Consider the following 24,305-nt stretch of genomic DNA (forward strand, 5'->3'; position numbering starts at 1 on the left):
TCAGAGCAGAATCCGACATATTGCTTGGGTAAAGCTATTCGGTTGTTCAAGCAAAAAACATACGGTTGAAGTACAGCTCCTTGCGGATACCGTCTTCGTACCGTACATTATACCAAAGTTTTCAACTTGTGTCATCCAAAACTGATATCGGCGGAATACAACTTTTTTACCGTTCCGTCCGCTAGGCGAAGTTGTAGAGCGCCATGCTCATCGATCCCCTCGGCAAATCCTTCGAACTCTCCTTGGGGCGTCCGGCAGCGGATATTTCGGTGCAGCGACACGGTCAACGCTTCCCACAACAACTTGATGGGAGCAAAGCCCTCCCGCCGATATAGCCCGTACAACTGCTCCCACTCCAGCAAAAACCGGCTGAGCACCTCGATTCGGTCCACCTGACGACCTGCTTCGATGGCAAGCGAAGTGGCTGTATCCCACAGCTCCGGAGGAAAATCGTCCGATTGCAGATTCACGCTGATGCCAACTCCGGCGATAACATGCTGCAGCCGCTCATCCTCGGCGCTTGACTCAAGCAGAATACCGGCGACCTTCTTGCCGCCGACAAGCAGATCGTTAGGCCATTTGATCCCCGCCTCCACCCCCGTTGCGCCGCGGATGGCCCGGCACAAAGCGACGGCAACGAGCAAAGTCAATTGAGGGGTGAATAACAAAGGAATCCAAACCGGCTTCAACACCAGGCTCATCCAGATGCCTTTGCCGACCGGAGAATGCCACTTACGTCCCATCCGGCCTTTCCCGGCAGTTTGCTCTTCCGTCAGAATAAGCGTGCCTTCCTCCGCACCATCCGCCACACACCGTGCTGCGACGATTTGCGTCGACTCCACTTGGTCGTAATATTTCACATACCGGCCGAACCGTTCCGTCTCAAGCTTCAATTGCAGGCGGCTCATATCCAGCCTGTCCGGCTTGGACAACAGCCGGTAGCCTTTGCGCGATACCGCTTCGAAACGGTATCCCTGCTGCCGCAAACGCTCGATCTGCTTCCAAACGGCCGTCCGGCTCACGCCAAGCTCCTCGCTCAGCTGTTCACCAGACAAAAATTTGCCGTCCGATTGCTCGAATAGTCCGATCAGTCGATCCGTCATCATTCATCGTTCTCCTGCATTTTATCGTAATGCTCCTGGGCTGCCGCAAGCAGCGTTTCTTTGTCGTTGCGGAGTTCGCCGAGCGCAGCGCTTTCAAGCAAACGGTGCAACAGCCTGCCGGTCCACGGACCGCCCTTGACTCCAAGATGGCCCATAAGCTCCTTCCCTCCGACAGCGAGCTCTGCAAGAGCAGAAACGGGCATCTGCTCCAGCCATACGTAGCCCAGTTTTCTCCATACATCCACGGCCCTGCTAACCTTGACGTTGTCAGTCCAAATCGGGGCGTCCTCCAACAGGTAAATCTCTCTTAATGTACGAAGCGCAGAGACGCCATAGTTGAGCGCGGCAGCGATCCATATTCGTCTTAAGTATGGTTCTCCGTTCAGTTCCGGCGATTCATCCAATCCAGATACAAGAACGGTGTGCGCGGCAACGATTCGTTTGACGGTCTCCATCTGCTGTCTGGAGAAGGTTAGCTTGATCATATCCTCTTCAACACCCGCGGGATCGGCTCCCAGTCGAATGTAGATAAAAGCCAGCCGATGCTCCATTTCCGTTAAGCGCGAGAGGGGAGGCCACTCCGTTTCCTTGTCCAGCTTGGACAGCAGCAGCTCCTGCTTCACGTGACGCAGTGCCCGGCTATCCGCGAGCAACTCCAGGGCCCGGTTCGGGTCGCTGCCCCCAAGCATACGCTCCAGCTCTGCCCGGATACGTTCCATGGCGATATGCCGCAGCAGCGAAATGCCGGAGTTCAGAGCGTCCCAGGTCGCCTGTTCGACCATCAGGCCGTATGCCGACGCAAAACGGAGGCACCTCATCATTCGCAGCGCATCTTCCCCGAACCGCTCTTCCGCTTGACCGACGCAGCGAAGTACGCCGCGTTCCAAATCCTTCAGGCCATCGAACGGATCGATCAGATGGCCGTTCTGATCGATAGCCATCGCATTCATCGTGAAATCGCGCCGCTGCAAATCCTCGGTCAAGCTGTCGATATACTCCACCTCGGTCGGGCGGCGGAACGCTTCGTATCCGCCTTCCCGCCGAAACGTAGTCACTTCGTAGGGCTTCTTGCCGATAACGACCGTGACCGTCCCATGCTGCAATCCGGTGGGCACTGTGCGCTCGAAGAGACGCTGCACCTGATCGGGATGAGCGGAAGTGGCGATATCGTAATCCTTTACGGGGCGTCCAAGCTGTTCGTCCCGAACGCATCCGCCGACCAAATAAGCCTCAAAGCCCGCCTCGCACAAGCGCCGGACAATCTGCATGGCCCCCTGCTTTAAAGCATCGCTCATGTATGTAATCCCGCTTCCTTTTGTCAGCAATTAAGCGGATTTTCCCGAATCGATTCCGGGATCGGCCGCCCAAGCACCCGGTAATACAACTCTTCATACTGCCGCGTAATCAAATCGTTGCAGAACGTATAACGCGCACGGTACAAACAAGCGTCCACCGTCTTTTTGTACAAGCTTTCGTCCTTCAACAGTGCGATCGCATACGCCGCCATTTGCTCCACATCGCCGATATCCGCCAAATACCCGGTCTCGCCATGGGTAATCAATTCGGGAATGCCACCGGCATTCGATGCGATTGTCGGTACGCCGCAGGCCATCGCTTCCAGTGCAACCAAGCCGAAGCTTTCCTTCTCGGACGGAAGCAGCATCAGGTCGGCTAACGACAACAGCTGGGCGACGTCGTCCTGCTTGCCGCAGAAGGTCACCCGATCCAACAGCCCGAGCTCCTTTACCTTGCAGAGCACCTTGGACAGCTCCGGGCCTTCGCCTACGAACAGCAGACGGGAAGGCACTTCTTTACGGACGCGGTCGAAGATATCCACAACATCCGTTACCCGCTTGACTGGACGGAAGTTGGAAATGTGAATCAAAATCTTCTCGTCGGGATGCGCAAACTCCTTACGGAGCGATGCGACTTCACGCGGATAATATACCCGTTTGTCCACGAAATTGTAAGCCAAATCGATCGGCTTCTCGATGCCAAGCAGCTGCCGCGTCTCCTGGATTAAATCCTGGGATACGGCGGTCACCGCATCGCTTTCGTTGATCGCATACCGGATCAAGTCGCTTAACGATTCGTCCTGCGCCAGAACCGTAATATCGGTGCCATGCAAAGTCGTTACCACTTTCAGCTCCGGCCCGACCATCTGCTTGGCAAGCAGGGCGCAGACGGCGTGCGGAATGGCGTAATGGACATGCAGCAAATCCAGCTCTTCCAGCTTCACCACCTGTGCAAGCTTGCTGGCGAGAGACAAATCGTATGGAGGATATTTAAACACGTAGTAGTCGTTAACTTCGACTTCGTGATAGAAGATGTTGCGGTCGAACTTTCCAAGTCGAAAAGGCATGCTGTGCGTAATAAAATGAACCTCGTGCCCTTTTTCCGCGAGCAGCTTGCCGAGCTCGGTGGCGACGACGCCCGAACCCCCTAGCGTGGGATAGCATGTAATTCCGATTTTTAACCGGTTCATATTTCGAGCCGCCTCCTTTTGCTCCTGAATTTGGTCACGCTTTTAGAACAGTTCTGTCAAGTATGGCAGCTTGCTGATAAAGCCTTCCGCATAACGGACCGCCCTTTTTTGCCCCAGCAGAGAGTCCCGGGCCTCCACCCGTTCCAGATAGCCTTGGTTCAACGGGGTACGTACGACGTCGTTCCCGGCACCCGAGCCCGAAGTTTCGAATTGGCTCCGATACGCAAGCAGCGAAGAGCGCTTGCTCTCATAATGGGCGGTCACGTCAACCATCACGTCCGGCTCCATCACATCATTAATGAAATAAAAGTAGCTTTCTTCTACCGTATGCGCCGGATGATCGGGCAAGTACCGTCTCAGTTTGGCATTGAACAGCGCTTCCTGCACCAGCTTGCTGCAGGCGATATGATCCGGATGCCGATCCTCCCAATACGGAGCGAATACGATGCGAGGCTTCCATGTGCGGATTTCCAGAGCAATGCGCTCCACGTACTCAGGCAGCATATAAAGCCCGCGGTCCGGCAGCTGCAGATTGGTGCGAACCGCCAGACCAAGCGCCTCCGATGCTGCCTTGGCTTCTTGTTGACGTGTTTCGATGGTACCGTTGGAGGACATTTCCGCCAAAGTCAAATCGCAAATGCCGACCTTAAGCCCGGCTGCCGTATGCTTCGCAATCGTGCCGCCCATACCGATTTCCGCATCGTCCGGATGAGCTCCGAAAATGAGCAGATCAAGCGACTCGTTCATTGGTCGATCCCCGGCTTGTATTTATGTACCAGCTCCCGCCATGCGAAGTCCCCTCGGTCAAGCGCTTTGACCAAAATTTCCGCGGTCGCGATATTGGTGGCACAAGGAATCCCTTGAACGTCGCATAAACGAAGCAAAGCGATAATATCGGGCTCGTGCGGCTGCGCCATTAGCGGGTCGCGCAAAAAGATAATCAAATCGATTTCATTGGTCGCCACCAATGCTCCGATCTGCTGGTCCCCTCCGAGCGGACCGGACATAAAGCGGTTCACCTGCAGGTTCGTATTTTCCATAATGCGCGTGCCTGTCGTTCCGGTCGCATACAGCGTATGATCTTGAAACACATTCTCGTAGGCTGTAACGAAATTCACCATTTCTTCCTTCTTGCGGTCGTGCGCGATAAGTGCGATTTTCAATGCCATAGGATGGCAGCTCCTCTCTAAACTCCTATAAAACGAGGACACTCGAGCGGTCCTTTTCGGTCCCACCCCATGTCCTCTTTCGTTTTTAATCGATAAAATGTTCGAAGCCGTAAACCATACCGGTATATTCCATGACTTTCTGAACGGCTACCTTAACGCCAGGCATGTAACCGGCCCGGTCATATGAGTCGTGACGGATTTTCAAGGTTTGTCCGAAAGCACCGAATATGACCTCCTGCTGGGCGAAGATGCCCGGCAGCCGAACGCTATGAATCCGGAAACCGTTATAGTACCCTCCGCGCGAGCCTTCGATCGTCTCCTCTTCGTTCGGATTGCCTTGGCGCAGCTCCTGACGCGCTTCCGAGATCAGCTCCGCCGTTTTCACGGAAGTACCCGAAGGCGCGTCCAGCTTCTGGTCGCCATGGTACTCGATAATTTCCAGATGAGGAAAATATTTGGCAGCTTGGGCAGCGAATTTCATCATCAGAATGGCGCCGATCGAAAAGTTCGGAGCAATCAATCCCCCAATCCCCGCTTCCTTGCACTGCTTGTCCAGTTCGGCAATATCTTCCGGCGTAAAGCCGGTCGTCCCCATAACGGGGCGAACCTTATGCTTTATAGCCAGCCGGGTATGCAATACCGCCGAATGCGGAGCCGTAAAATCAACCAGCACGTCGGGTTTCGTTTCCGCGAGAGCAAGCTCCAAATCATTCGTTACCGCAATTCCGCAAGCTTCCAGGCCGACCAGTTTGCCTGCATCCGTTCCTTCAGCGGAACGGTTAACCGCAGCGGCCAGCTCCAGCTCCGGGTCGCCCAAAACCAGCTTGACGACCTCGCGCCCCATACGGCCTCCCGCTCCGGCAACCGCTACTTTGATGATTGGTTTCATATGAATTCATTGTCCTTTCCGCTTAGGTGTCGATGATTGGCATTTATAGGGTAACGCTCATATATTCCTTCCATTTTTGCCGGTAGTCCGCAAGCAGCCGCAAGCCGATGGAATGCTGCGGATCCAGCTTGAGCAATTCCTGAATGGCCTGCACGGCCGGAGCGAACTCCCGAAGCCGGGAATAAGCGACACCCAATAGTAAAAAAGCTTCCTGCGAAAGCGGATCGAGCTTTACCGCTTGCTGCAACAGCGACACCGCCAGCCACAACCGTTCGTCCGACTCCTCGAACAGCTTCTCTGCTTGCAGCGTCATTTGACGCGCCTGTAGGTGCTGCAGATGGAACGTATAATGCTCATCCTCCGGATCAAGCCGTACCGCTTGGCTTGCATGTGCCGCCGCTTTATCCAGCTTACCGCTGCGGGCATACGTAATGGACAGCTTATAATGGTACGCCGCGCATTCGGGATTCGTCGCAATCGCACGTTCAAACCAGACGATGGCCTGTTCGAAATCATGATTAAGAATCGATTCGTACGCCTTCTTGATTGCTTCTTCGCCTTTCAATTATATCATCTCCTTCCTCACCCAAGCCGGAAGCAGCCTTCCAAGCCGACATGAGAAGTACAAGGTGATGATACAGTATATGAAAAGGATCAAGCGTCCGTGTTTATTTTCGTCCAACGGTCCGCGTCCCGCGTCCGAAATTTGTGCATGACCTTATCATGCGCTTCCGTCAAATCGATGCCTAGCGAATTCGCAAAGCAGATGGTAATAAACAAAATGTCGCCAAGCTCAAGCTCGATGGAGTTTTCCTCCTCGGTAGCCTTCTTCGGCTTCTCTCCGTAACGATGATTGACTTCCCGCGCCAGTTCCCCTACCTCTTCCGATATCCGGGCAAGCATCGTCAACGGCTTAAAATACCCCTCTTTAAACTGCGATATGTATTCGTGCACCTCGCCTTGGAGGTCCTTTAACGTTTTCTCGGACATACCGGGAGATGTTCACCCACCTTATATTTAGATGATTGACGGTTATACAAAACAACCGTATCAGTACCATGTTAACGCAAAGTGAGGGGGAATGACAAATTTTTTTTGCTTCTTAAAACTTTTTCATTTACTTTATCATGAAAAAAAGGGCAACGCGATAACCTAAGAGAATGTTACTATAAACATCTTTTCGAATCGAGGTGGATTTATGCCGGAATCCCTAAAAGCACATCTGAAAAACATCGTTCCCATCATACTCGGAACGGCGATTTACGCGTTCGGACTTCATTATTTTGTGATCTCAAACGAATTGATGGAAGGCGGAGTGACCGGGGTCGCCCTGCTGCTCTCTTATATTTTCGGGCTGCCGCCGTCTTTGACGACTTTAGTTCTGAATATCCCGCTTTTTTATTTGGGATGGCGCATTTTGGGCAAAGCGTCGATGGGATATACGGTGCTGGGCACTTTATCCGTATCGTTCTTTCTATGGGTAATGGAGCGGCTCATTCAGGCGGGATGGCTGGTTCCGTTCCGGACGGAGCACGATTTCTTTCTGGCAACAGCGTATGCCGGATTTACGCTCGGTCTCGGTCTCGGTATCGTTTTTCGGTACGGTGGAACGACCGGCGGTTCGGACATTCTGGCAAGAGTCGCGCACAAACTGAAGGGCTGGAGTATCGGGCAAGTGATCTTAATCATGGACGTCGTCGTCATCGGCGCCTCGCTCTTCTTTCTCCCGAAGGAAAAAATCTTATATACCTTTGTCGCTGTGTTCATCGCTTCGAAGATGATTGACATTCTTATCGAAGGGGCGTACGCCGCCAAATCGTTCATGATCATCACCGATCACGCGGATGCGGTCTCCGCGGCCATTGCGAAGGAATTGGACCGGGGCGCGACCTTGTTCCCTGCGATCGGAGCCTATTCCAAGCAGCCCAAAAACGTCGTCTACTGCGTCGTAGCCCGGAGCGAAATGAAAAGGCTTAAAGACCTTGTCCGCTCCATCGATCCCCTCGCATTTCTCATTATTACGGAGGTTCACGACGTTGTCGGTGAAGGCTTTAAGCCAAATTAAACCTTATTCAGCTTCCCGGCTTTCTTGGTCAGGACGGCGGACCGGAACAAGGCCGCCGTTTTTCTTGGATAACCGCCAAGCGGCAAAGCCGAGCGATGCCAAGATGACGGAACCAAGCGTCACAATCCATAGTATCGGATTCTGCTGTTCGGGGTAAGGGAGATATGCGGTCGTCTCACGTTTCAAAAACAGCTTATCTAACAGGCCGCGAAGCGGAGGAACCGCATTGAGCACGTTGCGGTACAGCTCGCCTTCTCCTTGAGCTTGAAGCTTAATGAAAGTTGCAAGCGAATCGAGCTTCTCGACGTCGGCAGGATTGCGGCTGATCAGCAAGCTCGGACGGATGATGCCGATATGCTGCTCCAGCAATGCCGCCCCTTTTCGAACCTCAGCTCTATTTTTATCGGTAGCGGCCTTTTCAAGCAGGTCCACGTCATCGGAAAGCAGCTTGTCATACTGCAGCCACAATGGAGTATGAGGGTGCGACAGCGCATCCGCCGCGAGACGAATTTTTGCGGCTGCGACCATTCCTTCCTCCGGCTTGAAGCTTGCCGCGTTGAACACCCGCTTCGCATCCGTAACCGCCCTCGTGAGCGCGTTCATTCCTTCAATTGACGTGAGGCCTTCAAAGCGTATCTTCGGTATTTGATCGCTTAGCTGCTGAAGCGCCATCAGACTTCCCGAAACGTGTCCTTGCTTTGCTTTTTGGTACAGCTCCTCCGCCGTTCGGCCCAGCAGTTCCGTCTTCTGCACCTGCTCCGCCGAGGGCTTGGCCGCCGACATTTCGTTTGCGCCTTCCCCCTCTCCGCACCCTGTTGCAACCAGCATTAAACTGACGGACAGGGCCAGCCAAACTCCGAACCTATGCCATCTTCGAACCTTTCCGGCCATTGGGACATCCCCTCCTAAGTACATCCTATGGAGAGAAAGTGCCGATTAGACCGACTATTTGGACGAGGTTCTTGCCGGTCGAAGCTCTCTTACGAGCCACAACGCGAGAGCTACCGCAACGCTAAAGATACTCAAAGCCAAAGTAAACGTAGCAATTTCAGATAAGTTGTCCTCCAGCACTTTCGGCAGCCAAGGATAAACCCCTTGCCCGTAATCCATCGTATCATTTAACAATACCCAGCATGCGACAAGAATGACGGATAGCCAACGGTATCGGTACAAGCGAAAATACAAAAGCGCTTCGGCTGCCATGCCCAGATGGGAGAACACCAGCATCCAATCCTGCCACACAAGAATATCTCCCTTATAAGCCCCCGCAAAAATGATTGTAACGGCCCAAATCCCATATTTAAACGACGTCACGACAGCGAACGCTTCAACAAAGCTTCTCCAGTTGCTTTTCTTTGGTGTTTTCAAAGTGCCGGCCGTCGATCGATAATGGTCAAGCAGCCAATAGGCTACCGCCCAAGTAAAAAACAAGCTAGCGGTAGGGCTATCCGGTACAAATGGCAAATAAAGCGGTGACATTTCAACAGCCGTATAGACCAATTGATCGCCGTACCATATATAGCCGTATATCGTCCCAAGCAGATTAATCCAGAACAAGCTCCACAGCATGAACCGGCTGCTCAAAAATTCGCGCGAAAACCAGTACGACAAGCTCCTTCCCAACAAAACGGTTCCCTCCAGCTCCTTATGTGTTTAACCCCGCCGAACCTTAGTTTCTATAATCTTAAAAAAACCTGACCGCGCTTAACGGTCAGGTTCGGTTGGTTTATTTGCTTGCTTTTTGCTTGGAGAGCCAATCGGCCAGTTTGTCGATATCAGCTTCCGTCAAACCTTTTGAGATGTTCGCATCATATTGGGCCGGCATGCTGCCTTGGCCTTTCTTGATGATGCCGAGAATCTCATCCTTCGAATGCTTGTCGCCGACTCCGCGAAGTGCCGGAATTTTGGCGGAAGGCATTCCTTTCAATTCGCCGCCATGGCAAGAAAGACAAGTGGATTTTTGGTAAATCGCTGCCGCCGGGTCGTCCGGAGCGACGATTGCCGCAGCTTGCGCAGCCGGTTTCTTGGCTCCGCCGCCGCCTTCTCCGCCAGCTTTCCCCTTGTTGGCATGCATTTCCTCTTCCCGCTTGATATGCTCGGGAATGACGTTTTTCTCTTTCAGCTCCAGCTGATAGTGATGCCAGGACGTATATGTCAGATATGTAACCGCCGTCAAGCTCAAGAACATCAGAGCGGAAGCAATTGGACGTTTATAAAAACGTCTTTCTTTTCCCGTATCCAGGAACGGCGCCAGCAATAGTCCGCCGAAGAGGATACCCGGAACGCCGACCGTACCGAGCACCACAAATTGGTTCGAAGTGTACGGATATTTCAGCAGCTGGTACATAAACAAGAAATACCAGTCCGGCATCGGGATGAATTGCGTGTTCGTCGGATCAGCCGGATAACCGAGCGGAGCCGCTTCGGACATAACCAAAGTCAGAATCCCGACCAGAACGACAACGCCAACCATCCATTCTTTTAATAGAAAGTTCGGAATAAATACTTCCGATTTTCCGGGATAAGCGGAAAAATCTTGGGGAATCATCCGTGACGACTTGGCACGTACGCGCGAATCCCCGACGTAAACGATTTTTTCATCAGTTTTATGACCGTGAGCCACGATTCGCCCTCCTTCTCATTTTCTCATGAATACCGGCTTAGCAGGCCTCACCGGTTCTTACAGCGGACCGGAAATTCCTTGCTTGCGGATCATGAAGAAGTGTCCGGCGAGCAGGGCAAGCAAAGCTCCCGGCAGGAAGAACACGTGCAGAGCAAAGAATCTGGTCAGCGTCTGTGCGCCTACGATTTGACCGCCCTGCAGAAACGTCTTGGCATACGGGCCGATAAGCGGCGCCGATTCGACGATCTTCAGCGTAACGCTTGTTGCAAAATAAGCTTTGTTATCCCAAGGCAACAGGTAACCCGTCAAACCGAGTCCCAACATGACGAAGAAGATGAGCATCCCAACTACCCAGTTCATCTCCCGGGGCGCCTTGTAAGAACCCGTAAAGAAAACGCGGAGCGTATGTAAGAACATCATCACGATAACTAAGCTGGCTCCCCAGTGGTGCATGCCGCGGACAATAACGCCGAAAGCCACTTTATGCTGCAAGTAATCGACGCTCGCATAGGCATTGATAATATCCGGCACGTAATACATGGTAAGGAACATCCCGGACAAGATTTGTATAACTGTGATAAAGAATGTCAACCCGCCAAAGCAATAGACGAATGCGGAGAAGTGGTGCGCCGGGTTTACGTGCTCCGGTACCTCATGGTCCGCTACGTCCCTCCACATCGGCGTGATATCCAGACGTTCATCAATCCAGTTATAGACACTTTTAAACATCTGATGTTACGCCTCCTTATTACACCCGTTTGTTCGGACCGAGCTGACCCAGGTACACAAAGCCCTGTTCGATCTTCACTTCGTATTCGTCGAGCGGTAGCGGTGCGACGGCCAAGTTTTTGCCGTCCGCGGTATAGTGGGCGCCGTGGCAAGGACAGTAATATTGATCCTTATATTCCGGGCTTCCGTTCCAGTTGACCGTACAGCCAAGGTGCTTACACGTCGGATTGAGCGCGAAGACTTTGCCGTCCTTCCCTTTGGAAATCCACGCCTCAAGCTCCGGTTCGCTTTCGTACCAGCCGTCTACTTGATGTACTTTAAATTTAAAGGATTTCGGCTCGTTCGATACCTTCGATTCTTCTACAACCTTAACCCATTGAGCCTGAGCTTTAGGCTGAAGAACCGGATCCACCGCAAACCGAATCATCGGAACCAGCATCCCGGCACCCATGAAAGCTCCAGCTCCGCCAAGGGTGTAGTTAAGAAACTGGCGTCTGGACATTTCACGACGCGCCACCGGCTTCTCACCGTGATGCTGCGACTCTTGATTCGAGTGTTCGTTCATTTTCGTTCTACCCCCTTTTGCAACATATATCAGTCGTTCGACATAACTTTACACCAGATACTAGGACATAACTAATAATAGCTTACGTCTCTGGGTGCGTCAAGAATGCAGACAGGCCATTCCGGCGTGTAATTCTGGCCGCCGATAACAGTGTTAACGAAATTGTCACAACTGCCGGAACACCCTGAAAACGAGGGCTCATGCATAGAATTTGCATAGTTGCCACAGATCATACATGCTTCACAACGTTTACCTTCCGTTCCATAAAGCCATTACCTCTTCGTTAGCCCGTCTCTTCGCGTCCGAGGCGGATCGGCGCAGCTCGTCCGGTGTAAATCGAAGCAAAAGATCCGCTTTTCCTTCCAGCTCTTCCGGGTTTAAAACAAGCTCTTCCTCCGATTTGGCCGTCACGATCAGCACATACCTGAAACCGGCTTCCTTAAGTCTGATACAGGTTTCTCCAAGGAACGTCTCTGCCGAGCCCGGCGGAACGAAATGAATGGCCGGGTACGTAACGGTCCGGCCTTTAAACGGGATCTCCAATAAATCGAGTGCGTCGCGCAGCCGCTCGAGCTCGCTTGCCGCCTGCCACGGCGCTTCCGTTCCCCGGAGTCCGGTTACCGGCAGCAGGCACGTATCCAAGTAAGGACGAAGCTCCTCCCACTGCGTCTCTGGAATTTCGCTGAATTTCATATAGTTCACCTTCTTTCCTAATCTTTACTTTAACATAGAAAAAAGACATATGAACGGGCTTCATATGTCTTTTCGCAAAAATGACACGTTTGTGTTCCGGACTGCCTTGAAATCGTCATTTCCCCAGAGAGCGCAGCGTATTGAGTTCGGTCGTTAGGGCAATGAAGGATTGTTCGTCTCCCTTGGCCAGAGCTTGATCGATCTCTTTATATAGAACCTGCTCTTTGTAGTTACGCAGTGCTTCATCAAGCAACATTTCAGCAAACAAACTCAGCATCATTTCGTTCGTCACATTCATTTTGCCCATGAGAACCTACCTCCAAACCGGGTCATGATTATTTCGATTCATTCCAGCATTCCCTTACGTCCGTTCCTTCCGATATTCCTCGCCCTTTAAGCAGTAGCTTTCCATTGTCCGTTTCATTCGTGCAAGGTCCGACTCCTTCAGCTCGCGCACCACTTTAGCCGGGGATCCGAGCGACAGGGTTAACGGGGGGATCGTTTTATTTTCGGTCACGAGTGAACCCGCTCCTATTAAAGCATATTCACCGATCACGGCGCCGTTAAGTACAATCGCCCCCATGCCGATTAATGTGCCTTTGCCTACCCGACACCCGTGAATAATCGCACCATGCCCGACGGAAACCTCATCTTCGATGATGAGCGGCTGATCCGTATTGACGTGACCGATGCATCCGTCTTGAATGTTGCTCCTTTTTCCGATTCGGATCGGGGCCAAGTCGCCGCGCAGCACCGTATTGTACCAGATCGTTGCGCCCTCGCCGATTTCCACGTCGCCAATGATCTGCACGCCTGGTGCGAGAAAAGCGGTAGGATGAACCGTAGGGGTAATGCCGTTATAGCTGTGAAGCATAATTATCGCCACTCCTTTGTGGCCTGAGCATCCGCTCTTGAAGGGGCGGATCAGGCGGATTAAATGGAGTGATTGTAGCAAGGGGATTACCGGTTGTCAAATGGCAGCACAATCTTCTCTTCATCCGGCACATAGGTGCCCTCGATAATACTGCTGCCGAGCTTCGTCACCTGAATGACTCGGCCGCACCGTTCCTCTTCTCCGATCCGCAGCAGCCCCAGATGCATCATCATTTGGACGATACGCTGCTCCAGGATGGAATCGGACGTATCGTAATAAAAGGGCCGGATCAGCGGTACGAGCGCTCGCTTCACGGAATCGAACGTCACCCAGCCTTGGCACAGACGGTTCAACCATTGAGCGATCGATTGTAGGTGAGGCACGGGGCCTTTATAAAGCCTTAACCAGAAACGGTACACCTGAACCGGGTCTTCCTTCCCTCCCTCGTTAACCCGGGCCAGCCCTTGCTCCGTCAGCGCAAGCACCTGATGATGCTCGGTAACGAGATCGTTATAGTAGCAATAGTCGTAGATGAAGGAGAAGCGGTTCGGATATTCGCGGAACATCCGTCCGTAGCCGAAACGCCAGGCCGTCTTCCCTACCGGCTCCTCCCGTACGGCCAGCCGTTCCAGCACCTGCTGAAGACTCCTTTTGTACATCGCGTTATCGCTCGTGAGCATGACTTCCTGATCTCGGAGAAAGAGCAAAAAGTTCGCGATATCGTCCAGGATCAGCTTTTGCTCGTCCCGGTAGACCGGAGGCTCTTCGGCAGCATCCAGCTGCTGCTCGAATCGCTTCGTCAGGGCGGTAACAAACCGGCGCTTCAGATCCGCAGGCACTTGAAACAAATATTTCGTCTGCTGCGAATGGCCGTTAAACAGCCAGCCTAGCTGTTTGAAGCGGGTAATCGTATCGCGCGGATTCCAAGCCGCATCCGTTTCTTCTTTCTCGAACCGGCTTTGCTGCACCCGGGCGACCAGCTCCTCCAGACTGAACGATCCCCGCTGGTCGAACAACAGCGAATTAAGAAACCGGATATCCTGGGTGGACAACGCTCCGATCTGACGATCGAAAATGTCCCTTCGTCCTACGGTTGACAAAATCGATTGAATCAGCTCGTTCTTCGAATGCCCGTTGCACTCGCAGTTGTACGTGCCTGCGATGCGGCTCAACTGGTGAATGTCGGCATAGCTTAACATGTCGGCTAAATTCATCCGTTCGTCCCTCCAGAACTTCCCTCCAAAGCTTTCTTAGTACCCAGTATGGGAAAATGTTCTAGATTTAAACGCGGTCGTTTAAAAGTTTATTTTCGCCCCAAATAAAAAAGCGGCTTTGCACGCGCTTCTAAAAAATAGAAATGCGTGCAAAGCCGCTTCATTTCGGCTAAGTATGATACGGAGTCAAGCCCCTTGCCCAAGCTCCGCAAGATGGACGGTACAGTTCAGCAGACGGCAGTGCCAGCCGTCCGGCGTCCGCTCCATGATCGTGAGCGACGTATTGCTCAGATGCTCTTCAATCTTTTTTCCGATGAACTGTGCCAGCACCGGTGCGATGTATCCGCCATGGCTGACGAGCAAGATCCGCTTGCCCTGATGCTCGCGGTCCACATCGACGAGAAAGGACGCCCAGCGCGTCAGCAGCTTCTCATCGCTTTCTACGCCCAGATCCAACTCTCTCCATCCCTCGCCCCAGCGGTCGATACGATCCTGCAGCGTAGTTCCTTCCAACTCGCCGAACGCACGTTCCCTCAACCTGGCATCCAATCCAAGAAGCGGAGCTCCGGTAAGGCGAGATATCGTAAGAGCCGTTTCTTTAGCCCGAAGCAGGTCGCTGGCGATGATGCCGTCCCATGCCTCTCCCGCAAGCCGCTTTGCCAGCAATTCGGCCTGTACCCGGCCAACTTCGGCCAAGGGCGTGTCCATCTGCCCCTGCATGCGTCCCGCCAAATTCCATTCCGTTGTCCCGTGACGTATAAACCCAAGCGTTAACATTCGTTCGCCGACTCTCCTTTTCCGTCTGATGCAAAAGACAAAAGCCCCGGAAACGGGGCCTTCTCGTTACTGGCGCGTGCGCGAAAACCAGTTCATGATCAGCAGCGTGCCGGTCAATCCGAATAACGAAACGAAAAGCATATAATCGTTGATCGTACGAATCGGTCCGACCTGATACATGAACGGATCGCTGAACCCGCGCAGGCTTGCTACAGCCGTAGGCATCGCATGCACGTTCATCGAATCCGTTTGCCCGGCAACGGCAACGACGGGATCGTTCATCCGACCGAAAACCGCGGATTCGTGTGGAGAACCGGCTTCGTACCGGCCGTCGTTCATAAACGAAAAGTAAAAGGTGACCATAAACAAAGCGATAAAGCAAGCGATCACCGCAGTCAGGTTCCGCCGCAGCTTATAAGAGAACTGATACAGACGGTCGCCGACGGGAACACGCCATGACTCGTCCTCATAGATTCGCTTCATGACGCTGGAAGATACGGAAACCTCGCCGCCGTCGAGCGTCGTTTCCACCCCTGCCGTGCGGATTAATTCCGTACTCTCCTGCCATATTTGAAATTCTTCAGCGCATGCCGGGCAATTTTTGATATGCTCATCCACCGCCAGCCGGTTCGGATCATCTTCCGGCAGGTCCCAATATACGCCGAAAAAATCATAAACGTCATCGCATTTCATCGTCGATTCATCTCCTCATACTCCTCAAAGATCGGTTCAAGAAAGTATGGCTCCAGTTGAAGCTTTACACTGGCCCTTGCTCTGAATAACAAGGACTTGACCGAACTCACCGTTTGTCCGAGGATATTCGCTATCTCTTGATAGTCAAGCTGGTCATACTCTCGCAATATAAGCGCGGAACGCTGCTTCTCCGGCAAATTATTGATCGCATCGCGAACCATAGTCACCTTCTCGTTGCGAAGCGCCGTTTGTTCCGGCAATGTTTCCACTGCGGTTTGAGGCGTGTATCCGCTCTGCTCCAACGAAACCTGGGTATTCTTATGTTTACGCAGCTCGCTAAGAACCGTATTGCGCGCAATGGTGTAGAGCCAAGTGGAGAACGTCGCCTCTACCTCTCGGAACGAATGCAGGCTGCGGTAAGCCTTGTAAAAGGTCTCGTTGCACAAGTCCTCCGCCAGCGATTCCATTTGTGCGCTTTTCAGCATATGAAAGATGAATGCCAATATTTTACGTTCGTAGCGGCGCATTAATTCATCGTATAGTTGGACGTTGCCGTCCTTGATTTCTCTGATCAACTGGGAATCGGTCATGCGAGTGCGACCCTCCTTGTGATTCCTGCTTACTCCCAGCGATGCTACTTTGTTGTACTGTTGGGGGAGTAAAAAAGTTGCGGTCGATTTTAAAATTTTTTTTAGAATTGGGGACGATCATATAAGATTCGAGATAACTAGCCAAAATTCCTGCTTTTCCGACAAGATTCATAACTTTTTCCAAAAACAGGTGTGCACTTTTACTTCTTTATGAACCCATTTTCTGTATATGCACATCGGCAAAAAAAAGACCGCCTGAAATTCAGGCGGTTGCACAGTGTGCCATTATTCGGATAGGAGTGGAGAGAAACCATACTGTACTTTTATTATATGTATACGTTTACAAAATGTCAATGGTTTTTTTGAAAACGGTTTCGGTTTTTTTAGAAAAAAAAGACTACACGTGAACCGCGTAGTCTTTTTTGAGCAATTCCAGCGCTTTATCCATTTGTCCTTCCTCCCGGAACGACAAGCGTAAAACCCCGGGGACATCTTCCCGGCTTTCGATGATCTGAATGTTGCTGAGGTTGATCCGGTGGCTGCCGAGCAGCGTCGTAATCTGCGCGATGATCCCCGGATGGTCGGGCACGTCCACATATATATCATAGAACGAATGAATGACGCCCTTCCGCCGCTCCGGCAACCCGCTGCGGAACTGGTTGGCTTTCTGAAACTCGCGTTCGATACCAGGGCCGTCTTCCGCCTCCAGACGACCGATAAACCCGGCAATTTCGTCGTTCCAGTCCCGAAGCAGCTTCAGGACTACTTCCCGGTTGTTGATCAGAATGTCCCGCCAGATAACCGGATCGCTGGAAGCAATGCGCGTAATGTCGCGGAAGCCGCCCGCCGCCAAATTCTGATACAGCTCGTTCGATTCGTTATAACGAGCGATTTGGTTCACGAGCGCCACGGCAATAATATGCGGAAGGTGACTGATTGCGCCCACGATCTCGTCATGGAGCACCGGGTCTACCTTCACCAGATGCGCCCGGGTATGCTGAAGCAGCTCCGCAAGCCGGTCATAGGCGTCCTTCTGCGTTCCAGCATCCGGTGTCAGCACGTAAAAGGCGTTCTCGAACAATCTGGAGCTCGCCGCCTCCACGCCCGACTTTTCCTTGCCCGCCATCGGATGGCCCCCGATAAAATGAACACCAGGCAGCTGAAGGCGCGATGCGCAGGCAGTTACGCTAGCTTTCGTGCTGCCCACATCGGTGATGATGCAGCCCGGTTTCAGCGGGAGCGCGGATAATTTGTGCAAGTACTCCTCAAGATTGCCAACCGGAACGCACAAAAAAATAAAATCCGCCTCCGCCGCTGCTTCCTCAATCGAAGTCGTCGCATGATCTACGACTTCGCGCTTCAAATATTTCTCTACGGACTTCGGGTTATTGGAATGGCCGACGACCGTCAACCCCGGCTTCCCCTTGAAGCACAAGGCCAACGAGCCGCCGATCAATCCGACGCCGAATATGGAAATCTTTGTCATGAGACGGCCACTTCGCTCAAAACTTGCTCCAGCGCCCCAAGGAATTTGTTGTTCTGCTCTTCGCTGCCTACCGTTACCCGGATCATGGTCGGGTAGCCCCAGCTTGGATCGTGGCGGACGATAATTCCTTTGCGCAGCAGGCCTTGGAACACCGCTCCTCCGTCCCGCTTCACGTCCACCATAATGAAGTTGCCGTGCGCATCGAAGTACGGCAGTCCCAACTCGACGAATTTCGCTGTCAGCTTGCGGATTCCTTGGGCGTTCGCCTCGCGGCAAGACTGTATAAACGCATCGTCGTTTACCGCCGCCAGCGCCGCTTTTTGGGCAAAGCTCGTCGTATTGAACGGCTCGCGCACCTGATTGATCGAGCGAACGACATCGGGATGGCCTACGCCGTAACCGATCCGTAAAGACGCCAAGCCGTAGATTTTGGAAAACGTGCGCAGCACGACGACATTATTGTGCTTCTCCAGCAGCTTGACGCTGTCCGGATATTGCCCGCTCACGTTGTATTCTGCGTAAGCTTCGTCCAGCACGACCATAACGTTCTTCGGCACGGCCTCCAGGAACGCCGTAATTTCCGCTTCGTTTAGCATCGTACCCGTCGGATTGTTCGGGTTGCAGATCCAAACAATCTTCGTCCGGGAATTTACTTTGCCCAGCATTGCTTGCAAATCGTGCTTTCCGTTCGCATCCACGGGCACCTCGATCACCTTGGCCCCTTCGACCTCGGCGTTATGCTTGTACTGCGGAAACGTCGGATAAGCGGTTATCGTCTCGTCTTCCGGGGTCAAGAAGGCGCGGGCGATCATTAATATCACTTCGTCCGACCCGAGTCCGAAAATAATTTGATTCGGCTGTACCCCCAACTTGCCGGCAACGGCATTCGTCAGCTCAACGGCGCCGCCGTCGGGATAGATGCTGACTTGGTCGAGCATTGCGGCAATTGCTTCTTTCGCTTTGGGCGAGCATCCGAAAGGATTTTCATTGGAAGCAAGCTTGATCACTTCCGTCAGACCAAGCTCGCGCTTGACTTCGTCGATCGGTTTTCCCGGCTGGTAGACCGGGAGATGTACGATATTTTGTTTAGGCTGCACGACAAAGGTCACCTCGTCACATGAATTAGTAGCTCCAATACCGGAATCATTTCCCCATTAATTTTCGCACAAGTCTAAGAAAATGTTAAGCCTTATATTTATCGCTATCGGTCACCCATTTATTTACAAAACAGGCCGGAATTTCTTGCTGTGTCTTGCAATTCAACTTATAATCTAGCTGTAAACTCATCGTTTGCTCTAAGGAGTGATTTATTTGTTTAAACGCTTTGGAATTGCCGTTGTTGTCGCTGCGGTATTGTTCGGTTTGGCCTTGATCCCACAAGCGGAAGCAGGATATGGTCATGTGTTCAAAACAGGAGATGGAAAATGGGACGGAAACATTAAAACCACTTCCACTTACAATATGGCTGAAGTAGTACTGTATGATCTGAAACCAAATGTCAAAGCATCAACGTTAAAGGTTCGATTGTGCAGCCGTTCAACCGGAAGCTGTACGAACTACAAAACGGTGGGAGATTTCGAAGGTTCATATCTTGTAAGCTTCACCTATTTGAAACCTGCCACTTACGATGTTGATGTGATGTATACGGGTTCCGGCAGTGTTTCCGGAAAACTGGATGCCATTGCCGGAAGGGAAGTTCCCAAAAACTAGGGTAGACGCCCCACCACGGCCTCAGCTCGTGAACGAACAACGAAAAATTCTAAACAGCCTCACTAAATTCGTCAATTTAGCGAGGCTGTTCCCCTTATCCAATCAGTTGTCGAACAAATTCATGAATTTTCGAGAGCCCTTGCGATTTTGTCGACTCATTCGTGAGGAGCGGCAGCGTTTCTTCCACCGTACGCACCAACGCGCTGCCCACAACGATTCCGTCGCACGTCCCGGCGAATCGTGCAAATTGCTCCGGCGTAGAGATGCCGAAGCCGATGGCGATCGGCAGATCGGTCGACGATTTAACGGTGGTCAAAAATTCGTCGATGCCGCTGTGGAACTCAGTCCGCGTTCCCGTAACGCCGAGTGACGATACACAGTAAACGAAGCCGCTGGCGCGCGAAGCGATTCGCTGCACGCGTTCTTTGGATGTCGGCGCGACAAGCGGGATGAGATGAAGGCCGTGCTGCTGCGCCAGCGCCCGTACCTCTTCGTCTTCCTCCATCGGCAGATCGGGAATAATGAGTCCATCAATTCCATTTTCTTGCAGAAGCTTAAAAATTCGGTCAAGTCCCGTTTGCAGTACAGGATTATAATAAGTAAATAAAATAAACGGAATTTCGCAGCCTTCGCTGCGCGCCTCGCGGGCCGCTCCGATGCAATCGAGAATCGAGATGCGGTTCGCTTTGAGCGCGCGCATGGACGAACGTTGAATGACCGGGCCATCCGCCAGCGGGTCCGAATACGGAACGCCCAGCTCGATCATCGCCGCTCCGGCTTTCTCAAGCTCTTTTATGATATCGACCGAGGTCCGCACGTCCGGGTCTCCGATCGTCAAAAACGGGATGAAAGCCGGCTGTTTTTGCTCACGCAGCTCGGCAAATTTCCGGTCAATGCGATTCATCGGCAGTTCCTCCCAAATAATTCATGATCGCTTCCACGTCCTTGTCGCCGCGTCCGGAGAGACTGACAACAATGATTTCGTCTTTGCTCATCGCAGGCGCCCGCTTGATCGTCTCGGCGATAGCGTGCGCGCTTTCGAGCGCCGGGATGATCCCTTCCTTGCGGCTCAGAAGCTGCAGCGCGTCCAGCGCTTCTTTATCCGTAATCGGAACGTATTCCGCCCGGCCGGTATCTTTCAAATGAGCATGCTCCGGTCCAACGCCCGGATAGTCAAGACCTGCGGATATCGAGTGTGCTTCCTGCACTTGGCCGAATTCGTCCTGCAGCAAATAGCTGTACGAGCCTTGGAACACCCCTTGGCTGCCTTTCGTCATCGTCGCAGCATGCTTATCCGTATCGACGCCTCGTCCGGCAGCCTCTACGCCGATCAAACGCACGTTCTCGTCCTGCACGAATGGGTAGAACATCCCGATCGCATTGCTACCCCCGCCTACGGCCGCAATAACCGAATCTGGCAGCCGCCCTTCCAGCTCGAGAATTTGCTTGCGGGATTCGTCTCCGATAATGCGTTGGAAATCCCGCACCATCATCGGGTACGGATGCGGTCCTGTAGCCGAACCGAGGATATAGAACGTATCGTCCACGTGGCTCACCCAATACCGCAGCGTCTCGTTGCAAGCGTCCTTCAGTGTCCGGGTGCCGGAAAGCACCGGAACCACTTCCGTGCCGAGCAGGTTCATCCGGAACACGTTGAGCTGCTGACGCTTCATATCTTCTTCACCCATGAACACTTTGCACTCAAAGCCGAGCAGCGCGGCAACCGTCGCCGTTGCGACCCCATGCTGGCCGGCGCCGGTTTCGGCGATAATTTTCGTTTTGCCCATCCACTTCGCGAGCAGCCCTTGGCCGAGCGCGTTGTTGATTTTGTGGGCGCCCGTATGGTTTAAATCCTCGCGTTTCAAGTAGATTTTGGCGCCGCCCAAATGCTCGGTCAGTCTTCCTGCGTAATACAAGGAAGTCGGACGACCCGAATAACGGTGCAGCCAATAGTTCAGCTCCTCCTGAAAACGAGCGTCCTTGGCGTATTTTTTAAACGATTCTTCCAGCTCGATCAAAGCGTTCATCAGCGTTTCCGGCACGTAGCGCCCGCCGAACTTGCCGAATCGGCCGTGAATATCCGGTCCGTTATACAATGGTCTGCACCCTCTCGACGAATTTTTTAATTTTCACGATATCTTTGACGCCTTCCGTTTCAACGCCGCTGGACACATCTACGCCATCGGGCGTATACGCATCGATCAGGTCCCGCACATTATCCGGCTGCAGCCCTCCGGCCACGAGCAGTGGAATGCCGGCTTCCCGGCACCAAGTGAGGTAAGGCGGAATCGTATCCCAAGCAAACGTTTTGCCCGAGCCCCCGCCGTACACCGGATCGTGCGTATCCAGCAGCATGCCGTCTACGGCATGGCGGTACGGCTCCAGCTTGCTTATGCCTTGGGACTTATTTCCAGCCTTTGTGTCACCGGCTTTGACGGTAAACACCTTAAATACGCGCGTCTCCGGAAAAGCCTGCTTCACAGCACGACAAAACTCGGCGCTCTCTTCCCCGTGAAGCTGCACGACGTCCAGCGCCGCCTCCCGCATTACCGCCTCGAGCTCTTCCATCGTCGGATTAACGAAGACGCCGACGGCTGCGGGCGCCTTCGCTCCGGCGGCCGACTTCATGCTGCGGATCATCTCGCCTGCCTGCTGCGGCGTCACCTGCCGCTTGCTCGGCGCAAAGACGAAGCCGACGTAATCCACCGAAAGCCCGGCAACTTGCTCTGCCATTTCAACCGTCCGCAGACCGCATATTTTTACGCTCACCCGCGCTGTCATCTACTGCTCACTCCTTACCGGCGCCCGCTTCGGAGTAAGAACCCATCAAGTCATGCACGGCTTCGGAAACGTCCGGCTGGCGCATGAAATGCTCTCCGACAAGCACGGCATGAGCTCCGACCGAACGGAGCCATTCGATCTCTTCCGGCTTTGAGATGCCGCTTTCACTCACGACGGTCGTCCCTTTAGGGATGGAGTCCATAAGCTGTTCCGTCGTGCGAAGATCGGTCACGAACGTTTGGAGATTGCGGTTGTTGATGCCGATCATCGTCGGGTTAAGCTCCAGCACGCGGGCCAGCTCCTCCTGATCGTGCACTTCAATCAGCACATCGAGACCGATACTTCGGGCGATCGATTGGAATTGCCGCATCTGCTCGGTCGTCAGGATGGCGGCAATCAGCAGAATCGCGTCGGCTCCAATGCAGCGCGCCTCATAGATTTGATGCGGATCGATCGTAAAATCTTTGCGCAGAAGCGGCACGCCGACAGCCTGCCTCACCCGGCTCAAATAATCGTTGGAGCCTTGAAAATACGGAGCGTCGGTCAGCACCGACAAGCAATCCGCCCCAGCCTCCTCGTAAGCTTTCGCCAACCGGACAGGCTCAAAATCTTCCCTGATCAAGCCCTTGGAAGGCGAAGCCTTCTTCACCTCCGCGATCAGTCCCATCGGACGCTTCCGTCCTGCGCTGAGCGCACGCTCGAACCCGAGACACGGCGCCAGTCCGGCGATCGTTTTTTCCATTTCGGCGATGGTAATCCGCTCTTTAATCGAAGCCACTTCCTGCCGTTTGGTGACAACAATGCGATCAAGAAACATAGCTCTCTTCTCCCGTACATTGGACTAATTGCTCCAGTTTCGCTTGGGCCCGGCCCGAATCGATAACCGATGCGGCAAGCTTCACGCCTTCCTGCAGCGTTCCGGCCATTCCGGTAACGTAGAAGCACGCTCCGGCGTTGGCCAGCACGATGTCGCGGCAAGCGCCGGTCTCACCGGCGAAGATGCGGCGAATAATGCCCGCGTTCACATGGGCGTCTCCTCCGATGACATCCTTGATGCTATAAGTGCGCAGCCCCAACTCATCCGGTGTGATTTCAAAAGTACGAATGGTCCCGTCCTTCAGCTCCGTCACCTGTGTGCCGGCAGAGATGCTGATTTCGTCCAGCCCATCGAGGCTGGCGACAACGAGTGCACGCTTTACGCCGAGCGCCTGCATGACATGGGCGATCGTTTCCGTTTTGCCGCGGTCGAAGATGCCGAGCACCTGGCGATCGGCTCCGGCCGGGTTCGTGAGCGGTCCCAGCAGGTTAAACACGGTGCGGACGCCGAGCTCCCTGCGCGGGGCGGCAACATGCCGCATCGACTGATGATACAGCTGCGCAAACATGAAGCAAATTCCGACCTGCTCCAGGCAGCGCGCCGCCTGCTGCTGATTCAATTGAATATTGACGCCAAGCGCTTCGAGCACGTCGGCGCTGCCGCTTTTACTGGACATGGCCCGGTTTCCATGCTTCGCCACGCGGATACCGCCCGCTGCCGCTACGATGGCCGCCGTCGTCGAAATGTTGAACGTGTCTGCGCCATCGCCTCCGGTGCCGCACGTATCAAGCAGATTTGTCTGTCTGGTGCGGACCCGGCTTGCTTTCATCCGCATCGTCTCGGCAAAGCCGGCGATTTCCTCGATCGTTTCCCCTTTTATGCGAAGTCCCGTAAGCAAAGCTCCGATCTGCGAAGGCGTCGCCCCGCCTTCCATGATGTCGGACATCACATCGCGCGCCTCGGACCGCGTCAAATGCTGCAGCCCGATAATTTTCCCAATCGCCTGTTGAACCGTCAACGTCGTTTGCTCCATTGTCCGTGC

Annotated in this window: 29 protein-coding genes; 2 read left to right on the forward strand and 27 right to left on the reverse strand. The window is 53.3% G+C overall.

What is annotated here, in order from left to right; genetic code table 11:
* Positions 1-131: 131 nt before the first annotated feature.
* The 8 genes from PEL01S_RS08845 to PEL01S_RS08880 all read right to left on the reverse strand — a co-directional run bounded on the left by PEL01S_RS08845 (position 132) and on the right by PEL01S_RS08880 (position 6,636).
* Positions 132-1,103, reverse strand: a complete 972-nt coding sequence (locus PEL01S_RS08845; protein ID WP_063184009.1) for a biotin--[acetyl-CoA-carboxylase] ligase — start codon at positions 1,101-1,103, stop codon at positions 132-134.
* Positions 1,103-2,398, reverse strand: a complete 1,296-nt coding sequence (locus PEL01S_RS08850) for a CCA tRNA nucleotidyltransferase (RefSeq protein ID WP_127460062.1) — start codon at positions 2,396-2,398, stop codon at positions 1,103-1,105. The genes PEL01S_RS08845 and PEL01S_RS08850 overlap by 1 nt, the downstream gene beginning before the upstream one ends.
* 23 nt (positions 2,399-2,421) lie before the next feature.
* Positions 2,422-3,588 (reverse strand): N-acetyl-alpha-D-glucosaminyl L-malate synthase BshA, encoded by a 1,167-nt coding sequence (gene bshA, locus PEL01S_RS08855; RefSeq protein ID WP_127460063.1) that lies wholly within the window; start codon positions 3,586-3,588, stop codon positions 2,422-2,424.
* Positions 3,589-3,630: 42 nt separating this feature from the next.
* On the reverse strand, positions 3,631-4,335 hold the full coding sequence (gene bshB1, locus PEL01S_RS08860; RefSeq protein WP_127460064.1) for a bacillithiol biosynthesis deacetylase BshB1: 705 nt from the start codon (positions 4,333-4,335) through the stop codon (positions 3,631-3,633).
* Complete coding sequence (gene mgsA / locus PEL01S_RS08865; RefSeq protein WP_029191964.1) at positions 4,332-4,757, reverse strand: methylglyoxal synthase; 426 nt, start codon at positions 4,755-4,757, stop codon at positions 4,332-4,334. The genes bshB1 and mgsA overlap by 4 nt, the downstream gene beginning before the upstream one ends.
* Before the next feature lie 85 nt (positions 4,758-4,842).
* Entirely contained in the window at positions 4,843-5,646 is an 804-nt protein-coding gene (dapB, locus tag PEL01S_RS08870) for a 4-hydroxy-tetrahydrodipicolinate reductase (RefSeq protein WP_127460065.1), read from the reverse strand.
* Positions 5,647-5,689: 43 nt separating this feature from the next.
* Entirely contained in the window at positions 5,690-6,211 is a 522-nt protein-coding gene (locus tag PEL01S_RS08875; protein WP_063183914.1) for a tetratricopeptide repeat protein, read from the reverse strand.
* 89 nt (positions 6,212-6,300) lie between these two features.
* Positions 6,301-6,636, reverse strand: a complete 336-nt coding sequence (locus PEL01S_RS08880; protein WP_127460066.1) for a nucleotide pyrophosphohydrolase — start codon at positions 6,634-6,636, stop codon at positions 6,301-6,303.
* Between the two features lie 208 nt (positions 6,637-6,844).
* On the opposite strand from PEL01S_RS08880, the gene PEL01S_RS08885 reads away from it, so the two are divergent.
* Complete coding sequence (locus PEL01S_RS08885) at positions 6,845-7,711, forward strand: YitT family protein (protein ID WP_108531733.1); 867 nt, start codon at positions 6,845-6,847, stop codon at positions 7,709-7,711.
* A 3-nt stretch (positions 7,712-7,714) separates the two neighbouring features.
* On the opposite strand, the gene PEL01S_RS08890 is transcribed toward PEL01S_RS08885, so the two are convergent.
* From PEL01S_RS08890 to hisC, 14 genes are all read right to left on the reverse strand, one after another.
* Positions 7,715-8,602, reverse strand: coding sequence for a sporulation protein YpjB (locus PEL01S_RS08890; RefSeq protein ID WP_127460067.1), 888 nt, complete (start codon positions 8,600-8,602; stop codon positions 7,715-7,717).
* 54 nt (positions 8,603-8,656) lie between these two features.
* A complete protein-coding gene (locus PEL01S_RS08895; RefSeq protein ID WP_127460158.1) occupies positions 8,657-9,280 on the reverse strand; it encodes a DUF1405 domain-containing protein in 624 nt (207 codons plus the stop codon).
* A 157-nt stretch (positions 9,281-9,437) separates the two neighbouring features.
* Complete coding sequence (locus PEL01S_RS08900; protein WP_063183909.1) at positions 9,438-10,334, reverse strand: menaquinol-cytochrome c reductase cytochrome b/c subunit; 897 nt, start codon at positions 10,332-10,334, stop codon at positions 9,438-9,440.
* A gap of 57 nt (positions 10,335-10,391) precedes the next feature.
* A complete protein-coding gene (gene qcrB / locus PEL01S_RS08905; RefSeq protein WP_010501012.1) occupies positions 10,392-11,063 on the reverse strand; it encodes a menaquinol-cytochrome c reductase cytochrome b subunit in 672 nt (223 codons plus the stop codon).
* A gap of 19 nt (positions 11,064-11,082) precedes the next feature.
* The gene (locus tag PEL01S_RS08910) at positions 11,083-11,628 is read right to left on the reverse strand and encodes a Rieske (2Fe-2S) protein (protein ID WP_063183907.1); all 546 of its coding nucleotides are present in this window, start codon (positions 11,626-11,628) and stop codon (positions 11,083-11,085) included.
* 249 nt (positions 11,629-11,877) lie between these two features.
* Complete coding sequence (locus PEL01S_RS08915) at positions 11,878-12,321, reverse strand: DUF2487 family protein (protein ID WP_063183905.1); 444 nt, start codon at positions 12,319-12,321, stop codon at positions 11,878-11,880.
* Between the two features lie 115 nt (positions 12,322-12,436).
* Positions 12,437-12,628, reverse strand: a complete 192-nt coding sequence (locus tag PEL01S_RS08920; protein ID WP_010501006.1) for an IDEAL domain-containing protein — start codon at positions 12,626-12,628, stop codon at positions 12,437-12,439.
* Positions 12,629-12,682: 54 nt separating this feature from the next.
* Positions 12,683-13,195, reverse strand: coding sequence for a gamma carbonic anhydrase family protein (locus PEL01S_RS08925; protein ID WP_010501004.1), 513 nt, complete (start codon positions 13,193-13,195; stop codon positions 12,683-12,685).
* A gap of 86 nt (positions 13,196-13,281) precedes the next feature.
* Positions 13,282-14,409, reverse strand: coding sequence for a hypothetical protein (locus PEL01S_RS08930; RefSeq protein ID WP_063183901.1), 1,128 nt, complete (start codon positions 14,407-14,409; stop codon positions 13,282-13,284).
* Positions 14,410-14,595: 186 nt separating this feature from the next.
* Complete coding sequence (locus tag PEL01S_RS08935) at positions 14,596-15,186, reverse strand: histidine phosphatase family protein (protein ID WP_063183900.1); 591 nt, start codon at positions 15,184-15,186, stop codon at positions 14,596-14,598.
* Positions 15,187-15,252: 66 nt separating this feature from the next.
* On the reverse strand, positions 15,253-15,879 hold the full coding sequence (locus tag PEL01S_RS08940; RefSeq protein WP_063183898.1) for a hypothetical protein: 627 nt from the start codon (positions 15,877-15,879) through the stop codon (positions 15,253-15,255).
* On the reverse strand, positions 15,876-16,469 hold the full coding sequence (locus PEL01S_RS08945) for an RNA polymerase sigma factor (protein ID WP_010495143.1): 594 nt from the start codon (positions 16,467-16,469) through the stop codon (positions 15,876-15,878). Before PEL01S_RS08945 ends, PEL01S_RS08940 begins: the two co-directional genes overlap by 4 nt.
* A 397-nt stretch (positions 16,470-16,866) precedes the next feature.
* The gene (locus PEL01S_RS08950; protein ID WP_127460068.1) at positions 16,867-17,955 is read right to left on the reverse strand and encodes a prephenate dehydrogenase; all 1,089 of its coding nucleotides are present in this window, start codon (positions 17,953-17,955) and stop codon (positions 16,867-16,869) included.
* Entirely contained in the window at positions 17,952-19,052 is a 1,101-nt protein-coding gene (hisC, locus tag PEL01S_RS08955; protein WP_127460069.1) for a histidinol-phosphate transaminase, read from the reverse strand. Before hisC ends, PEL01S_RS08950 begins: the two co-directional genes overlap by 4 nt.
* Before the next feature lie 214 nt (positions 19,053-19,266).
* Between hisC and PEL01S_RS08960 the strand changes: the two genes are divergently transcribed.
* Positions 19,267-19,665, forward strand: a complete 399-nt coding sequence (locus PEL01S_RS08960) for a hypothetical protein (protein WP_063183891.1) — start codon at positions 19,267-19,269, stop codon at positions 19,663-19,665.
* A 94-nt stretch (positions 19,666-19,759) separates the two neighbouring features.
* On the opposite strand, the gene trpA is transcribed toward PEL01S_RS08960, so the two are convergent.
* Genes trpA through trpD form a run of 5 tightly spaced genes read right to left on the reverse strand, consistent with a single transcriptional unit; the run spans position 19,760 to position 24,296 of the window.
* Positions 19,760-20,569: a tryptophan synthase subunit alpha gene (trpA, locus tag PEL01S_RS08965; RefSeq protein ID WP_010495136.1), complete on the reverse strand. Its 810-nt coding sequence runs from the start codon at positions 20,567-20,569 to the stop codon at positions 19,760-19,762.
* Complete coding sequence (trpB, locus tag PEL01S_RS08970) at positions 20,556-21,761, reverse strand: tryptophan synthase subunit beta (RefSeq protein ID WP_127460070.1); 1,206 nt, start codon at positions 21,759-21,761, stop codon at positions 20,556-20,558. Before trpB ends, trpA begins: the two co-directional genes overlap by 14 nt.
* Positions 21,754-22,446, reverse strand: a complete 693-nt coding sequence (locus PEL01S_RS08975) for a phosphoribosylanthranilate isomerase (RefSeq protein WP_127460071.1) — start codon at positions 22,444-22,446, stop codon at positions 21,754-21,756. Before PEL01S_RS08975 ends, trpB begins: the two co-directional genes overlap by 8 nt.
* Before the next feature lie 7 nt (positions 22,447-22,453).
* Positions 22,454-23,263, reverse strand: a complete 810-nt coding sequence (gene trpC, locus PEL01S_RS08980; RefSeq protein WP_127460072.1) for an indole-3-glycerol phosphate synthase TrpC — start codon at positions 23,261-23,263, stop codon at positions 22,454-22,456.
* Complete coding sequence (gene trpD / locus PEL01S_RS08985; protein ID WP_108531742.1) at positions 23,253-24,296, reverse strand: anthranilate phosphoribosyltransferase; 1,044 nt, start codon at positions 24,294-24,296, stop codon at positions 23,253-23,255. Before trpD ends, trpC begins: the two co-directional genes overlap by 11 nt.
* Between the last annotated feature and the right edge of the window lie 9 nt (positions 24,297-24,305).

The sequence above is a fragment of the Paenibacillus elgii NBRC 100335 genome (assembly GCF_004000865.1).
Lineage (GTDB): Bacteria > Bacillota > Bacilli > Paenibacillales > NBRC-103111 > Paenibacillus_G > Paenibacillus_G elgii.

Excerpts from the sequence above, each read along its gene's own strand:
- PEL01S_RS08845 (WP_063184009.1), bottom strand. The coding sequence starts at position 1,103 with ATGACGGATCGACTGATCGGACTATTCGAGCAATCGGACGGCAAATTT.
- PEL01S_RS08850 (WP_127460062.1), bottom strand. The coding sequence starts at position 2,398 with ATGAGCGATGCTTTAAAGCAGGGGGCCATGCAGATTGTCCGGCGCTTG.
- bshA (WP_127460063.1), bottom strand. The coding sequence starts at position 3,588 with ATGAACCGGTTAAAAATCGGAATTACATGCTATCCCACGCTAGGGGGT.
- bshB1 (WP_127460064.1), bottom strand. The coding sequence starts at position 4,335 with ATGAACGAGTCGCTTGATCTGCTCATTTTCGGAGCTCATCCGGACGAT.
- mgsA (WP_029191964.1), bottom strand. The coding sequence starts at position 4,757 with ATGGCATTGAAAATCGCACTTATCGCGCACGACCGCAAGAAGGAAGAA.
- dapB (WP_127460065.1), bottom strand. The coding sequence starts at position 5,646 with ATGAAACCAATCATCAAAGTAGCGGTTGCCGGAGCGGGAGGCCGTATG.
- PEL01S_RS08880 (WP_127460066.1), bottom strand. The coding sequence starts at position 6,636 with ATGTCCGAGAAAACGTTAAAGGACCTCCAAGGCGAGGTGCACGAATAC.
- PEL01S_RS08885 (WP_108531733.1), top strand. The coding sequence starts at position 6,845 with ATGCCGGAATCCCTAAAAGCACATCTGAAAAACATCGTTCCCATCATA.
- PEL01S_RS08890 (WP_127460067.1), bottom strand. The coding sequence starts at position 8,602 with ATGGCCGGAAAGGTTCGAAGATGGCATAGGTTCGGAGTTTGGCTGGCC.
- PEL01S_RS08895 (WP_127460158.1), bottom strand. The coding sequence starts at position 9,280 with ATGCTGTGGAGCTTGTTCTGGATTAATCTGCTTGGGACGATATACGGC.
- qcrB (WP_010501012.1), bottom strand. The coding sequence starts at position 11,063 with ATGTTTAAAAGTGTCTATAACTGGATTGATGAACGTCTGGATATCACG.
- PEL01S_RS08910 (WP_063183907.1), bottom strand. The coding sequence starts at position 11,628 with ATGAACGAACACTCGAATCAAGAGTCGCAGCATCACGGTGAGAAGCCG.
- PEL01S_RS08915 (WP_063183905.1), bottom strand. The coding sequence starts at position 12,321 with ATGAAATTCAGCGAAATTCCAGAGACGCAGTGGGAGGAGCTTCGTCCT.
- PEL01S_RS08920 (WP_010501006.1), bottom strand. The coding sequence starts at position 12,628 with ATGGGCAAAATGAATGTGACGAACGAAATGATGCTGAGTTTGTTTGCT.
- PEL01S_RS08925 (WP_010501004.1), bottom strand. The coding sequence starts at position 13,195 with ATGCTTCACAGCTATAACGGCATTACCCCTACGGTTCATCCTACCGCT.
- PEL01S_RS08930 (WP_063183901.1), bottom strand. The coding sequence starts at position 14,409 with ATGAATTTAGCCGACATGTTAAGCTATGCCGACATTCACCAGTTGAGC.
- PEL01S_RS08935 (WP_063183900.1), bottom strand. The coding sequence starts at position 15,186 with ATGTTAACGCTTGGGTTTATACGTCACGGGACAACGGAATGGAATTTG.
- PEL01S_RS08940 (WP_063183898.1), bottom strand. The coding sequence starts at position 15,879 with ATGAAATGCGATGACGTTTATGATTTTTTCGGCGTATATTGGGACCTG.
- PEL01S_RS08945 (WP_010495143.1), bottom strand. The coding sequence starts at position 16,469 with ATGACCGATTCCCAGTTGATCAGAGAAATCAAGGACGGCAACGTCCAA.
- PEL01S_RS08950 (WP_127460068.1), bottom strand. The coding sequence starts at position 17,955 with ATGACAAAGATTTCCATATTCGGCGTCGGATTGATCGGCGGCTCGTTG.
- trpA (WP_010495136.1), bottom strand. The coding sequence starts at position 20,569 with ATGAATCGCATTGACCGGAAATTTGCCGAGCTGCGTGAGCAAAAACAG.
- PEL01S_RS08975 (WP_127460071.1), bottom strand. The coding sequence starts at position 22,446 with ATGACAGCGCGGGTGAGCGTAAAAATATGCGGTCTGCGGACGGTTGAA.
- trpC (WP_127460072.1), bottom strand. The coding sequence starts at position 23,263 with ATGTTTCTTGATCGCATTGTTGTCACCAAACGGCAGGAAGTGGCTTCG.
- trpD (WP_108531742.1), bottom strand. The coding sequence starts at position 24,296 with ATGGAGCAAACGACGTTGACGGTTCAACAGGCGATTGGGAAAATTATC.